Genomic DNA, 13,943 nt, shown 5'->3' with positions numbered 1-13,943 from the left:
TCGTTGAATTTAGAATTATTTATTGCCAAACGCCTTGTTACAGGGAAGGAACATAAAATTAGTATTTCCGCCCCGATAATAAAAATTGCCATTGCCGCGATTGCAATCGGTGTGGTGATGATGCTTATTGCCATTGCCACCGGCGTGGGTCTTAAAAATAAGATACGCGAAAAAGTAGCTGCATTTAACGGCCATATCCAAATTTCCAATTTCGATAACAATAACTCCGAGGTTTCCTTGATGCCGGTTTCCATAAAGCAGGATTTTTACCCCGATTTTAAAGATGTGGAAGGGGTGAAGCATGTGCAGGCTGTGGCTACCAAAGGAGGGATTATCCGTACAGCCGATACTTTTGAGGGAATGCTGGCCAAAGGAGTGGGCACCGATTACGACTGGAGTACTTTTGAAGAATATTTGGTCGAGGGTAGGTTACCCGATTACAGCGGAAAACTCAACGAAGAGGTGCTTGTCTCCAGTTTAATGGCCAATAGGTTGCAGTTAAAGGTGGGCGATACCTTCTTTTCCTTTTTTCTTCGGGATGGGGATGCTTCCAAACCACCCAATAATCGTAGGTTCGAAATTGTAGGTGTATATGATAGCGGTTTTGAAGAGTTTGATGAAACCTACGTCTTTGTAGATATTCGCCATATCCAACGTATGAACAAATGGGAGGAAAACCAAATTGGGAACTTCGAGGTCTTTTTGGATGACTTTGACCAGATTGATGAAAAGAGCAATGAGATCTATAATAAGACGCTGTCGAATTTGGATACCCAAAACATCAAAAGTAAATACTTCCGAATTTTTGAATGGATAGGTCTTTTTGATTTTAATATTGCCTTGATCATTGGTATTATGGTCATCGTGGGAGGTATCAATATGATTACCGCGTTGTTGGTTTTGATTTTGGAACGTACCCAAATGATAGGCATCTTAAAAGCATTGGGATCTGCCAATTGGAGCATCCGAAAGGTGTTTTTGTACAATGCGGCCTATTTGATCGCTATTGGGCTTTTTTGGGGCAACTTAATAGGACTTGGTGTCATATTTCTTCAGGATAAATATCGAATGTTCAAGTTTCCGAATCCAGAGGAATATTATATAGACTATATTCCGGTACACATGGATTTGACGACAATCTTACTTTTAAATTTAGGGGTTATGTTTCTTTGTTTGCTGATGCTTTTGGTACCGTCCTATATCATAACCAAAATCACTCCGGTAAAGGCTATCCAATTCGAGTAGAAATTGTGGGTTGTTACTGGGTTTATCAATCTATAATTGATAACTTGGCGCACAAAATAACCCACCATGAATTTTAAACAATACTCAACCTTAGTTGCTTTAATCCTTACTGCATCTGTATCCGCGCAGAAACTATCGAGAACCGAAAAAAAGATTGTTTCCACCATTGAAAAAAACAATGCCGAAGCCATCGGTTTTTTAGAAAAGGTGGTGAACATTAATAGTGGGACTTTAAATGCCGAAGGCGTTGAAAAAGTGGGCATGGTTTTTAAAGATGCCTTTGATGATATCGGTTTTGAGACCACATGGATAGAAATGCCCAAGGAAATGAACCGTTCCGGTCATTTGTTTGCCGAGACTTCAGGAACAAAAGGAAAAAAGCTATTGCTCATTGGTCATTTGGATACTGTTTTTGAAGAGCACAGCCCTTTTCAAACTTTTGAAATGGTAAACGACAGCATCGCCCATGCACCGGGAGGTAACGATATGAAAGGTGGTGATGTAATTGTGCTTTATGCCCTTAAAGCTTTATCGGATAATGGTTTGTTGGATGATGCACAGATTATAGTGGCATTTACAGGTGATGAAGAGAGTACAGGTAAACCTTTGTCCATAAGTAGAAAGGATTTGATAGATGCTGCCAAACGAAGTGACATTGCCCTAGGTTTTGAAACTTCCACAGGTTTTAACTATGCGACTGTTGCCAGAAGGGGTGCTTCAGGATGGGCAGTAGAAGTTGAGGGAAAACGTGCCCATTCCTCTGGAATTTTTAGTGAAGGAACAGGTGCCGGTGCTATTTTTGAGATGTCCCGAATTCTTCATGAGTTTTATACAGATGTTAAAGGAGAAGATTTATTGACCTTCAACCCTGGTGTTTTGCTTGGAGGCACTTTTGTAAATTATGATGAACTTACCAGCAAAGGAGACGCTTTCGGAAAGACCAATGTTGTTGCCCAAAAAGCGGTGGTTAAAGGTGGGCTTCGATTTATATCCGAGGAACAAAAAGAACGTGCTAGAACCAAAATGAGGGAAATAGTTGCCAATAATCTTCCTAAAACTTCAGCTACGGTCAGTTTTACGGATAGCTACCCGGCCATGCAGCCTACAGAAGGTAACCTTAAATTGTTGAGTACTTTGAACGAAGTAAGCTTGGATTTGAAACAGGGCGAAGTTCTGGCATACGACCCGGGAAGAAGAGGGGCTGCCGATGTTTCCTTTGTTGCCCAATATGTAGATGGATTGGACGGATTGGGCACCATGGGGTCCAATGCCCATACGCCACAAGAAACTGTCAACCTGAATACCATCGAAGAATTGACCAAACGTACTGCAATTCTGATTTACCGATTGATAAACACAAAATAATGGTTGTACTTAAAAGTGATAATGTCACTGTAAAGATTGAAGAAGGTGAGTTGGTCAGCTATGTGGCCAATGCACATGAATATATACACCAAAAGGGAAGTCCTGGTTGGGGAAGTGCCGACACGGAAATGTTTCCCATTATTGGTCCGGTAAAAGAGGCAGGATTCCGGGTAAAAACACCAAAAGGAGATGCTGTTCAAGACCAGCACGGGCATTTGCGTCAAATGGAATATCGGTTGGAGTCTCAAACAGATACTTCGGCGACCTTTGCAAAGCAATACCAATCAGGAACTGAAATTAGCAATTCAAAATTCCCAGAAAAATCTACGGAAGAGGCACTGACATGGCCATATGATTTTAGGTTTGAAAAATCGTTTTTGCTTACGGATGATGCTTTGGAGATCAATTTTAGGATTACCGGTGAGCAGGGAATGCCCTTTATGTTGGGATACCACCCCGCTTTTAAGCTGTACTCAAAGTCCCCTGTAATTCTGGCCAAGGGGAAAGAGCTTTCCTTGGATGAGGTTTTGGCGGTGGGCAGTCGAGCGCTTCAAATTGCGGATTGTAGTTCAATCACATTAAAAGGTGAGAAAGAAATCACCATAGAGACCGAAGGATTTGGAAATTTTATGTGCTGGACCGAGGTGAGGAACATGGTATGCATAGAGCCAATATCGTTTTATCCTTATGCTGTTGATCAGGCCGATCTGTACAAAGGATTTCAGCAATTGGAAGGTGAGGCCAATTTTCAAGTTACCCTAAAACCCAAAGCATAGATTAACTGAATTTTTTTTGTAATTCATCTACAACAGCTTCTGTTTTCAGGTATTGTTGTTGCCTTTTCAATACGGTAGGGGCGGATTGCCTTACTTCACAATCACTAATGGCGCATCGTTCACAGGTAACGCCAACATCGTAGGTTTTGATACTGGGGTCGTCCAAAAACTTTACTTTCTTTTTTAGTTCAGTATTGATCAATAGGCCAAGGCTCACACTTCGGTATTCATCTTTTTTAAAAGGGTCCGCGGTGGCACTGGAAAAAATAAGATAAGAAAGGCCATCATTGGGGTAGTGGGAAATTTGCACATCCATCAGGTGCTCATCCGAACTCTTTGCTATGTCTTGCAGCACCCGAATGGCCACCCAGCGGCGACAATATTTTTCATTGGTTTCATTCCCATGTGGAGAATGTTGGTGGGTAAGGTGCAGTTCTTTGGTGATTTCAAAATGGTTACTACCTCCTTTATGGCTCAATCTAAGGAAGAAGAGATTCTCCAACTGATAATCATTGGGCAGAATATTGGTCAAACGTTGGTACAGCGATTCGGGTGAAGCATTGTAGTTGTTCTTGATGCCTGCCAAAAAGGTCTTGTCAAATTTAGGCTTGGACAAAAATGAATCTATGTTTTTTTTGATCGATTCTCGCGGTATTACCAAGGCACCCGCAAAATAAGAGGCGTAAAAATTGTTCAGTACTTGATCAAAGTTGTTGAATTTGATCCAAGTAAAAGTGTATAGCCGTTCTTCTATGTTCAGATAATTATAACCTATCTCTTTGGCATAGATAAATGCTCGTTGAGCTTCATCAATATGGTGGGCCACCAAGAGCGTTTTTGTTTTTGGAACAAATATGGAGCGAAGCTTATCGAGTTCCTTGTATTTGGTAAGTACATCATTGTTAATGGTATACCCGTATTCCTCTACCAAAATCTCTTCCAGTTCTATCGAGCTTACCGTTTTTTTTAATTTAATCTGATATGCCTTGGAAAAATTCAGGACCGCTTCCTCCAACTCTGGAAAGAAATTATTGCTGGCCTCCTGAAAGGAACGCAAAGAAGCCAAATAAAAATTCTCCTTGCCAAAATTGTAATGCTTGGCAATCTCGATTATGGTACCGATAAATGCATTGACTTTGGTCGGGGCATTTGCAACAATATCGATAAGGTCACTTTCCTTAATGCCGAACAAATCCAAAGGCAATTCTTTCAATACTTTAGATTTTAACAGCTCACCGACAGGAGCAAGGTTCTTGTCCAGTTTTAGGGAGACCATGCTGTCATAGGGCACTTCCAGTTTTTCTGCCAAGAGGGCAATCTTGTCCGTTTTGGGATATTTCTTTCCTTTTTCAATCTCATTTAAATATGATTTTGAAAGTCCGGATAGCTTGGATAAGCCAAAAAGGGAAAGCTTTCTTTTGGTCCGAATCTGCTTGAGCTTGAGCCCAAATATTAATTTGATGTATTCTTCTTCCATTTTTCTCGATCAAAGATAGCCTTTTTTGCGAATCTGTTAAAAATAGCGAACTAAATAAAAAAAGCGAACGTTCGCTTGATTTTCTCAAACGTTTGCGTTAAACTTGTTGAACAAATTAAAATGTACTATGGAAGAAGCATTATTGACCAATACAAAATTGCAGTTTGCAAAAGAGGTAGAGAACTATTATCCAGAACTGTTGACGGACCGTGCTTTGGAATTTTTGATTGCCCTGCATCAAAAGTTCAACAGGTCCAGATTACAGCTGCTGGAAGAAAGGACTAAGAGACAAGTTCAATTTGATCTGGGTGTTTTTCCTGACTTTCCTCAAGAAACGGAGCAGACCCGTACTGCCAATTGGAAAGTAAAGGGCATCCCTGAGGACTTGCAGGACAGAAGGGTCGAGATTACAGGCCCCGTTGATCGGAAAATGGTGATCAATGCATTGAATTCCGGGGCCAAGACTTTTATGGCAGATTTTGAGGACAGCAATGCGCCATCTTGGTACAACTGTATGCAAGGGCAACAGAATCTGATTGATGCCAACAAAAGGACGATTACCTATCACGATTCCAGAAAAGGTAAAGATTACAAACTAAATGATGAGGTGGCTGTTTTGTTGGTGAGACCCAGGGGGCTGCATTTGAATGAAAGACACCTTTTGATCAATGGCGAGGAGGCGTCGGGCAGTTTGGTGGATTTTGGTTTATATGTGTTCCACAATACCGAAACCTTGAGGAGTAGAAAATCTGCACCTTATTTTTATTTGCCCAAGTTGGAGCACTACTTGGAAGCCAGATGGTGGAACGAGGTGATGACTTTTGCGGAAGAGTATGTTGGAATTCCAGTGGGTACATACAAAGCGACCGTTTTAATTGAAACCATTACGGCCAGTTTTCAATTGGATGAGATTATCTACGAATTAAAGAACCATATTGTTGGTTTGAACTGTGGAAGATGGGATTATATATTTTCCTATATCAAAAAATTTAAGAACCATTCCGAGTACATCTTGCCGGATAGGGACCAAGTGACCATGACGGTACCCTTTATGGATGCCTATTCAAAATTGGTGATACAGCGATGTCATAAAAGAGGTATTCATGCCATGGGCGGAATGGCAGCCCAGATTCCCATAAACAACAATCCCGTCGCCAATGAAAAAGCATTGGAAAAAGTGCGGTTGGATAAAGAACGGGAAGTAAAAAATGGTCATGATGGAACATGGGTGGCACACCCTGGTCTGGTAAAAATTGCCAAGGATATTTTTGACAAGTATATGCCACAGCCGAATCAGCTGGATAAGCTAAGGGAAGATGATAGGATAACCGCTGCTGATTTGATAACCGTTCCCTCGGGGACTGTTACGGAAAATGGTATCCGTAAAAACATTTCCGTTGGAATCATGTATTTGGAGTCTTGGTTGAGGGGCAATGGTTGTGTGGCCATCAATAATTTAATGGAAGATGCGGCTACGGCCGAGATTTCGAGAACACAGATTTGGCAATGGCTCAAGTTCAATGTCAGACTGGACGATGGCAGAAAACTCTCGGACGAGCTTTATCGTTCGTTGTTGGATGAAGAAATCGCCAAAATAAGGCACTTGGTGGGCGAGGGCAATATACACAACACCAAATTTGATGAAGCCACAGCTTTGTTCGATAAGCTCGTTAGGACCAACGAATTTGAAGAGTTCCTGACCACGAAAGCGTACCGGGAAATCTAATCCAAAAGTAGAATCAATAAAAAAATCCCAAGAATGCGCGAACATTACATGGGATTCAAGTCAAATTTCGAATTATAAAATTATGGAAAAAAAGGAGAAAATTCAAGCATTGGTAACAGATTGGACCGTTAACCCACGTTGGAAAAGTGTGGAGCGTCCATATACTGCCGAAGAAGTGATCAAACTTCGTGGATCTTATGAGATAGACCATTCCATTGCAAGAATGGGAGCGGAAAAGCTTTGGAGCAAGCTTAATGCCCAGGATTTTGTGGCCGGTTTGGGAGCTTTAACGGGCAACCAGGCCATACAGGAAGTTGAGGCCGGTTTAGATGCCATTTACCTTAGTGGATGGCAAGTGGCCGCAGATGCCAATTTATCCGCTGAAATGTACCCTGATCAGTCCCTTTATCCGGCCAATAGTGTACCTATGGTGGTAAAGCGAATCAACAATGCCCTTTTGCGTGCCGATCAAATACAAACCGTGAACGGCATCAAAGAAAAAAAGGATTATTTGGTTCCCATTGTGGCCGATGCCGAAGCAGGTTTTGGAGGTAATCTAAATGCCTATGAGTTGATGAAATCCATGATTGAAAACGGCGCATCCGGAGTTCACTTTGAAGACCAGTTGAGTTCGGCCAAGAAATGTGGCCATCTTGGGGGAAAGGTATTGGTACCTACCCAAGAAGCTATCAATAAATTGATTGCTGCGCGATTGGCAGCCGATGTAATGGGTGTTCCGACGATTATTATTGCTCGTACGGATGCCGATGCGGCCAATTTATTGACCAGCGATATTGATCCCCGTGATCATAAATTTTTAACAGGGGAACGCTCTCACGAAGGATTCTTTTATGTAAAAAATGGTTTGGAACAAGGAATTGATCGCGGACTTAGCTATGCGCCATTTGCCGACCTTATATGGTTGGAAACCTCCAACCCGGATTTGGAGCAGGCAAGGAAATTCGCAGAGGGTATCCATAGTAAATATCCAAATAAAATGTTGGCCTATAACTGCTCACCATCGTTCAATTGGGCGGCCAAATTGAGTGTAAAGGAAATGGAAAGTTTTCGGGAAGAACTGGCAGCCATGGGCTATAAGTTCCAGTTTATTACTCTTGCGGGTTTCCATGCTTTGAACACAAGTATGTTCGAGCTTTCAAAATCATATAAAGAAAGAGGAATGGCCGGTTACTCCGAATTGCAAGAGCGAGAGTTTGCTTTACAAAAAGATGGTTTCAAAGCCGTAAAACACCAAGGTTTTGTGGGTACAACCTATTTTGATATGGTTCAGAATGTAGTTACCGCAGGTAAAGCAAGTACCATGGCTATGAAAGATAGTACCGAAACTGCTCAGTTCAAATAGCATATTTTTTCAACCTGTAGTTATTTGTTCATAGGAAGTGCCCCCTTATGGGGGCATTTTTTATACGGAGACGTCCAAAACCATGGTTTCAGAATGCTTCAAAAGATACTGAGTTAAAATACTTTCGGTTTCAACCGTATGTTTTTGAGGCGTGATAAAAGCTTCCACATCTTCTAGGGTGGATATTTCAATATCGGTATCAATAAAACCAAAACCTTTGTAAATACCATCGGCTATTAATACCACCGCACTTTCATTCGCATCTCTACCTTTTTCCTTGATAATGCGAATTTCTGATGCCAGTATTTTCATATGGTCAATGGCCTTGTCAACTTTTTGATTGTAATCCTCCACGGCTTCTTTTCCTCTACAAATCCCTTCACAGGTATTTATTTCATGATGGGAGCAGGCTGCATTGGTTTGTTGCAAATGACAGTATCGTGGACAGAGCGAAAAACTTTTGCAGATTTCTTCGAGATAGCTTCTACATGCTGTTTGATTATGGAAAATCTTTAAGGGGGTGGGAACACCTTTAATGGTATTGTAAGCAAGGTGCATAACTCCATTTCGGTCTTCGTAAGCAAAAATGGCATATTGCCGTCCTGTTCTTTTTTGTGCCCTGTTATAGGGAGGGAACAGTCTTTTTATTTCAGCGGATTCCATTAATAGGGCCACCAGTTCACTGCCGGCCAACTTAAAATCAATATTGGCCGTTTCGCTGCACATTTGTATTTCTTTGCGGCTTTTATCGTAAAAATGTCCAAGCACCCTTTTTTTAAGGTTGATGGCTTTCCCCACATAAATAATCTCCCCTTTTTGGTCCATAAAATAATAGATGCCCGGTTTTTGGGGAATGCTATCAAATACAGATTTTGGCAAGTGGGGCGGAAGAGTGGCTTCTTGGCTTCGGGCATTCAAAAACTTTTTGAATACGTCTTCTGATTCAGGTTTATTCAAAAGCTGTTCAAATAAAAGCACGGTGGCGTGTGCATCTCCTCTAGCACGGTGACGGTCCACCAATGGAATTTGAACTGCAGAACACAATTTTCCCAAACTGTAAGAACGTAACCCGGGTATTAGTTGACGTGATAAGCGCACCGTACAGAGTTTTTTTCGCGTAAAATCAATTCCAATTTGTCGAAATTCTTCTTTAATGACACCATAATCGAAATTGACGGAATGGGCCACAAAAATGCAGCCTTCCGTAATACTTTGTATGGTATCGGCTATCTCGTGAAATACAGGTGCATTTTGTACCATTTGGTCATCAATCCCAGTGAGTCCGGTAATAAAGTAGGGAATGGGGCTTTGTGGATTCACCAAGGAAGTGAATTCGTCCACAATTTGACCACCATCATATTTAAAAATGGAAATCTCGGTAATCTTGTTTCCTTTGATTCCGTTACCTGTGGTTTCTATGTCAATTATGGTGTACAAACTATGATTTACGAATAGAGATTGAAATTATGGATAAAGTTTTCAGCATCCAAAAGCAAACTGCCCTTACACTAAAATTGATTTCGGTATTGCGTTGGCGTGCAATGTTTGAACGCCTTAAACTTGCGGTTGAAATTGGCAATGTTGTTAAAACCACATTGCTCAGCAATAACGGCAATGGCCAATTCCGGGTTTTTAATAATAAGTTTGCAGGCGTTTTCGATGCGTATTTCGATTAAAAACTGAAAAAAGGTCTTGTTTGTTCGTTTTTTAAAGTATCTACAAAAAGCATTTTTGCTCATATTGGCCTTTTCTGCTATTTCATCCAAAGTAATGGGGTCTTGATAGCGTTCCATTACATAATCATAAACCTTGCTCATTCGTTTTCCCTCATCATCCGTAAAGTTTTTACGATAAACAAAAGAAGAGAGCGGGGTGGTTTTGGATTTGTTGATTTGATTGATGATCATCAACAGCGATGCAATTTGCTCTACTTTGTTTTGATGGGACAGTGCATGGAACAAGGGGATTATATTTCTTTTCCTAGAATGAATCAACATCCCGAATTCTGATTTATCAAAGAAATTTTGAATAGATGATAGGTCCGTGAGCTGGAAAAAACCTTTTCCAAAGGAATCTTGGTCAAAAAAAAGGGTGTGCATCAAAGATTCTTCTTTGATTCGAGTGTCGTTTCGGAACACGTGGGGAATAAAACTTCCAATCACCAGAATATCTCCTGCTTTATACTCATTAATACTGTCTCCAACAATAAGAGAGCCAGCCCCTTTTTCCACATAGCTTATTTGGATCTCTCCATGTTGGTGCAGTTGGTCATAAAATACCTGTTCCCGATCTATTTGATATACGAGAGCCTCATTTTTGGGTTTGGGTATTTTAAAGGGGAGTACCTTCATATATGAGCCTAAATTATTTAAAAAAATGAATGCATGGCTAAATTAAGGTAATATAGTATTATAATAGGCTAATAATTGTATAAAAGATAGTGTGGTGCTCTTCGTAATTTTAGGTAGAAATAATTTAACAAGATTATGATAAAATGGGAGGGCGTAATGCCTGCTGTAACAACTAAGTTTACAAGTGATGATACATTGGACCTTGCAATGTTCGAAAAGAACATCAAGGCACAAATTGATGCCGGGGTACACGGTATAATCCTTGGAGGTACTTTGGGAGAGGCAAGTACCTTGGAGCAAGATGAGAAAGAGGCTTTGATCAGGAAGTCCTTGGAATTAACAGATGGTAAGATTCCGGTTATTATGAATGTGGCCGAACAGAGCACAAAGGGCGCTATTGAAGCGGCTCAACAGGCCGAAAAGGTTGGTGCAAATGGGTTAATGTTGCTACCACCCATGCGTTACAAATCAACAGATTACGAAACCGTTGCTTATTTTAAAGCTGTAGCAAACAGCACTTCATTGCCCATTATGCTGTACAACAATCCTGTAGATTACAAGATTGAGGTCACCTTGGACATGATGGAAGAATTACTTGAGTGTGACAACATTCAAGCCATAAAGGAATCTACTCGAGATATAACCAATGTGATTAGAATTCAAAACAAATTCGGTGACAGAATAAAAGTTTTTACGGGAGTGGATACGCTCGGATTGGAAAGCTTGGTCATTGGAGCAGTTGGTTGGGTAGCTGGGTTAGTTTGTGCTTATCCAGCAGAGACCGTTGCTATTTACGAGCTGGTAAAAGCAGGAAGAATAGAAGAAGCCCTCAAGATTTATAGATGGTTTATGCCACTATTGGAGTTGGACATTAGCCCACAATTGGTTCAAAATATAAAATTGGCTGAGGTTGCCACTGGAATCGGAACCGAAAATGTACGCGCTCCTCGATTGCCTTTGCAGGGTGCAGAACGGGAGAGAGTTTTAAAGGTGATTGAGACTGCAATGAAGAATAGACCGCAACTTCCGGAGTATAAAAACATAAATAGCGTAGTATGATTACAGGTAAAAACTGTATTGGTGGACAATTTAAGGCTAATGGATCTGTAGAGTTCAGAACGATAAATCCAAAGGAGAATGTAGAGAACCCAACGGTGTTCCTTGAGGCCACAAAAGATGAAATTGACACAGCTGCTGAACTTGCTTGGACAGCATTTAAAACATTCAGAAATATCCCGGGCAAACAAAGAGCAGATTTTTTGAATTCCATTGCTGATGAAATATTGGCTTTGGACAGGGAGCTCGTGGATATGTACATGTTGGAATCCGGATTGCCGGAAGGGCGAGCCATCGGAGAACGGGGTAGAACCGTTTTTCAGTTGCGCTCCTTTGCCGAACTGGTGGTCAACGATGATTGGCGCGAAAACACTTTTGATGCCGCCCAACCCGATAGAAAACCAATGCCAAAGGATGATTTGAGAAAAACAATGATTCCATTGGGCCCCGTGGCCGTTTTTGGTGCAAGTAATTTTCCATTGGCCTATTCTACGGCTGGGGGAGATACCGCAAGTGCCTTGGCTGCGGGCTGTCCGGTGATTGTAAAGGGTCATCCAATGCACGCGGGAACTAATGAGTTAGTGGCTTTGGCCATTGTAAAGGCGGCCGAAAAAACAGGAATGCCAAAAGGCGTTTTTTCCAGTATTAACGGGAATGTACAGGCAGGAGTGGATTTGGTGAACCATCCAAAAGTTAAGGCTGTTGGTTTTACCGGTAGTATTGGCGGAGGAAGAGCCCTTTTTGACCTTGCTGCCAAACGGGATGAACCTATACCTGTTTTTGCAGAAATGGGAAGTATAAACCCGGTGATTATGACAGCAAATGCCATTTCTAAACGAGGAAGTGAACTGGCAAAAACCTATGCAGGTTCCATTACTTTGGGTACAGGTCAATTTTGTACAAATCCAGGACTCTTGTTAACAGTGAAAACTGATGATACAGAGGGTTTTATTCAAGAATTGGCCAAAGAAACCATTGCCATTGCCCCGCAGACTATGCTCCACCCGAACATAAAGAAAGGATATCAGAAAAAAGGCGAGGATGTCATCTCGCAAGATGGCGTAGAGGTAGTTGGCGAATACAAAGGTGATTTGGAACCTAATGATGCAGCTTCAATTATTGCCAGCGTATCAGGCGAAGCATTTTTGAAAAACCCGAAAATGCACCAAGAAGTTTTTGGACCCTTTTCAATGGTGGTTCAATGTAAGGATGAAACGGAGCTCATTCAGATTATTGATGGATTGGAAGGTCAATTGACAGGAACACTGATTGCGGAAAAGGATGATGATTTAAATCTGGCAGAGATCGTGGAATCTCTTCAGAATAGAGTAGGAAGGATTATCTATAATGGAGTGCCGACGGGTGTGGAGGTATGCCCTTCCATGCAACATGGAGGACCTTACCCGGCATCTACGGATTCTAGATTTACAGCAGTAGGGACTCATTCCATAAAACGATGGGTAAGACCTATTAGTTATCAATCCTTTCCAATGGAATTATTGCCGGATCATTTAAAAAAATAGCGAGTGGCCAGAAAAACTTTTTTTTGTGTAGATGCACATACCTGCGGAAATCCTGTTAGGGTGGTAGCGGGAGGAGGTCCCAACTTGGTTGGTGAGAACATGAGCGAAAAACGTCAGCACTTTTTAAAAGAATATGATTGGATCAGACGTGGATTGATGTTCGAGCCTCGCGGTCATGATATGATGAGTGGAAGCATTTTACTGGCACCACATGATCCAGAAAATGATTTTGCCATTCTTTTTATTGAGACCTCAGGTTGTTTGCCCATGTGTGGTCATGGAACCATAGGTACTATCACAGTGGCCATTGAAGAAGGACTTATTGTACCGAAAACCCCAGGAAAGATTAGAATGGAAGCTCCAGCAGGACTAGTTGAAATTGAATACCAATTAACCGGTAAAAAGGTAGAATGGGTAAAACTTATCAATGTGAAATCTTATTTGGCGGCAGAAAACTTATCGGTGGAATGTCCGGAATTGGGAGAAATTACTTTTGATGTGGCCTATGGTGGAAATTATTATGCCATTGTAGACCCCCAAAAGAATTTTACTGGACTTCAAGATTATTCAGCGAGTCAAATTATTCAATATTCACAAGTGGTTCGAAAATTGATCAATGATAAATATCCAGAAATGTTCATCCATCCCGAAAACCCGACCATAAGAGATGTAAGCCATATGATGTGGACAGGTGAACCTCTGGATGGTTCTTCGTCCGGGAGAAATGCCGTTTTTTATGGGAAGAAGGCCATAGACCGTTCCCCCTGCGGTACGGGTACCTCTGCGCGGATGGCCCAATTGTACGCAAAAGGAAGATTAAAGACAAACGAACCTTATGTACACGAAAGTATTATCGGTAGCAAGTTCGTAGGTAAAGTGGAGGCAGAGACCACATTGGATGGAAAACAAGCCATTGTCCCCAGTATTCAAGGTTGGGCGCAGGTGACTGGCTATAACAATATAATAATTGATGATGATGATCCCTATGCCCACGGTTTTCAGGTGTTGTAGCAATCAACAAAAAATTAAGTATGGGATTATAATTGATGCTGTACTCTTGA

Annotated in this window: 11 protein-coding genes; 8 read left to right on the top strand and 3 right to left on the bottom strand. The window is 41.4% G+C overall.

Going from position 1 to position 13,943, the window contains the following annotated elements; genetic code table 11:
• Positions 1-3: 3 nt before the first annotated feature.
• The 3 genes from ACQQ5U_RS12585 to ACQQ5U_RS12575 all read left to right on the top strand — a co-directional run bounded on the left by ACQQ5U_RS12585 (position 4) and on the right by ACQQ5U_RS12575 (position 3,386).
• The gene (locus ACQQ5U_RS12585) at positions 4-1,245 is read left to right on the top strand and encodes an ABC transporter permease (protein ID WP_437398017.1); all 1,242 of its coding nucleotides are present in this window, start codon (positions 4-6) and stop codon (positions 1,243-1,245) included.
• A 66-nt stretch (positions 1,246-1,311) separates the two neighbouring features.
• Positions 1,312-2,610 carry a M20/M25/M40 family metallo-hydrolase gene (locus ACQQ5U_RS12580; RefSeq protein WP_437398015.1) on the top strand — a complete coding sequence of 433 codons (1,299 nt, stop codon included), beginning with the start codon at positions 1,312-1,314 and terminating at the stop codon, positions 2,608-2,610.
• Positions 2,610-3,386: an aldose 1-epimerase gene (locus ACQQ5U_RS12575; RefSeq protein WP_437398013.1), complete on the top strand. Its 777-nt coding sequence runs from the start codon at positions 2,610-2,612 to the stop codon at positions 3,384-3,386. Before ACQQ5U_RS12580 ends, ACQQ5U_RS12575 begins: the two co-directional genes overlap by 1 nt.
• Position 3,387: 1 nt before the next feature.
• Here ACQQ5U_RS12575 and ACQQ5U_RS12570 read toward each other — a convergent pair whose 3' ends face one another.
• Positions 3,388-4,863, bottom strand: coding sequence for a helix-turn-helix domain-containing protein (locus ACQQ5U_RS12570; RefSeq protein WP_437398011.1), 1,476 nt, complete (start codon positions 4,861-4,863; stop codon positions 3,388-3,390).
• Positions 4,864-4,990: 127 nt separating this feature from the next.
• Here ACQQ5U_RS12570 and aceB point away from each other — a divergent pair, with 127 nt between their 5' ends.
• Together aceB and aceA are read left to right on the top strand one after the other, a co-directional pair.
• Positions 4,991-6,589 (top strand): malate synthase A, encoded by a 1,599-nt coding sequence (gene aceB, locus ACQQ5U_RS12565; protein ID WP_437398009.1) that lies wholly within the window; start codon positions 4,991-4,993, stop codon positions 6,587-6,589.
• Positions 6,590-6,671: 82 nt separating this feature from the next.
• On the top strand, positions 6,672-7,952 hold the full coding sequence (aceA, locus tag ACQQ5U_RS12560; protein WP_437398007.1) for an isocitrate lyase: 1,281 nt from the start codon (positions 6,672-6,674) through the stop codon (positions 7,950-7,952).
• Positions 7,953-8,012: 60 nt separating this feature from the next.
• On the opposite strand, the gene ACQQ5U_RS12555 is transcribed toward aceA, so the two are convergent.
• Both ACQQ5U_RS12555 and ACQQ5U_RS12550 read right to left on the bottom strand, forming a co-directional pair.
• Entirely contained in the window at positions 8,013-9,389 is a 1,377-nt protein-coding gene (locus ACQQ5U_RS12555; RefSeq protein ID WP_437398006.1) for an exonuclease domain-containing protein, read from the bottom strand.
• A 71-nt stretch (positions 9,390-9,460) separates the two neighbouring features.
• A complete protein-coding gene (locus tag ACQQ5U_RS12550) occupies positions 9,461-10,303 on the bottom strand; it encodes an AraC family transcriptional regulator (RefSeq protein ID WP_437398005.1) in 843 nt (280 codons plus the stop codon).
• Positions 10,304-10,438: 135 nt separating this feature from the next.
• Here ACQQ5U_RS12550 and ACQQ5U_RS12545 point away from each other — a divergent pair, with 135 nt between their 5' ends.
• The 3 genes from ACQQ5U_RS12545 to ACQQ5U_RS12535 are packed head-to-tail and all read left to right on the top strand — an operon-like array spanning position 10,439 to position 13,893.
• Positions 10,439-11,362, top strand: a complete 924-nt coding sequence (locus ACQQ5U_RS12545; RefSeq protein ID WP_437398003.1) for a dihydrodipicolinate synthase family protein — start codon at positions 10,439-10,441, stop codon at positions 11,360-11,362.
• Positions 11,359-12,882 (top strand): aldehyde dehydrogenase (NADP(+)), encoded by a 1,524-nt coding sequence (locus ACQQ5U_RS12540; protein WP_437398001.1) that lies wholly within the window; start codon positions 11,359-11,361, stop codon positions 12,880-12,882. Before ACQQ5U_RS12545 ends, ACQQ5U_RS12540 begins: the two co-directional genes overlap by 4 nt.
• A 3-nt stretch (positions 12,883-12,885) precedes the next feature.
• Entirely contained in the window at positions 12,886-13,893 is a 1,008-nt protein-coding gene (locus tag ACQQ5U_RS12535; protein WP_437397999.1) for a 4-hydroxyproline epimerase, read from the top strand.
• Positions 13,894-13,943 lie beyond the last annotated feature (50 nt).

This window comes from Flagellimonas lutimaris, from assembly GCF_051494225.1.
Taxonomy (GTDB): domain Bacteria; phylum Bacteroidota; class Bacteroidia; order Flavobacteriales; family Flavobacteriaceae; genus Flagellimonas; species Flagellimonas lutimaris_A.
This window is presented reverse-complemented; position numbering and strand designations above follow the sequence as displayed.

Bases quoted from the DNA above. Each gene is read 5' to 3' on its own strand.
- ACQQ5U_RS12580 (WP_437398015.1), top strand. From the start codon at position 1,312: ATGAATTTTAAACAATACTCAACCTTAGTTGCTTTAATCCTTACTGCA.
- ACQQ5U_RS12545 (WP_437398003.1), top strand. From the start codon at position 10,439: ATGATAAAATGGGAGGGCGTAATGCCTGCTGTAACAACTAAGTTTACA.
- ACQQ5U_RS12550 (WP_437398005.1), bottom strand. From the start codon at position 10,303: ATGAAGGTACTCCCCTTTAAAATACCCAAACCCAAAAATGAGGCTCTC.
- aceB (WP_437398009.1), top strand. From the start codon at position 4,991: ATGGAAGAAGCATTATTGACCAATACAAAATTGCAGTTTGCAAAAGAG.
- aceA (WP_437398007.1), top strand. From the start codon at position 6,672: ATGGAAAAAAAGGAGAAAATTCAAGCATTGGTAACAGATTGGACCGTT.
- ACQQ5U_RS12540 (WP_437398001.1), top strand. From the start codon at position 11,359: ATGATTACAGGTAAAAACTGTATTGGTGGACAATTTAAGGCTAATGGA.
- ACQQ5U_RS12575 (WP_437398013.1), top strand. From the start codon at position 2,610: ATGGTTGTACTTAAAAGTGATAATGTCACTGTAAAGATTGAAGAAGGT.
- ACQQ5U_RS12570 (WP_437398011.1), bottom strand. From the start codon at position 4,863: ATGGAAGAAGAATACATCAAATTAATATTTGGGCTCAAGCTCAAGCAG.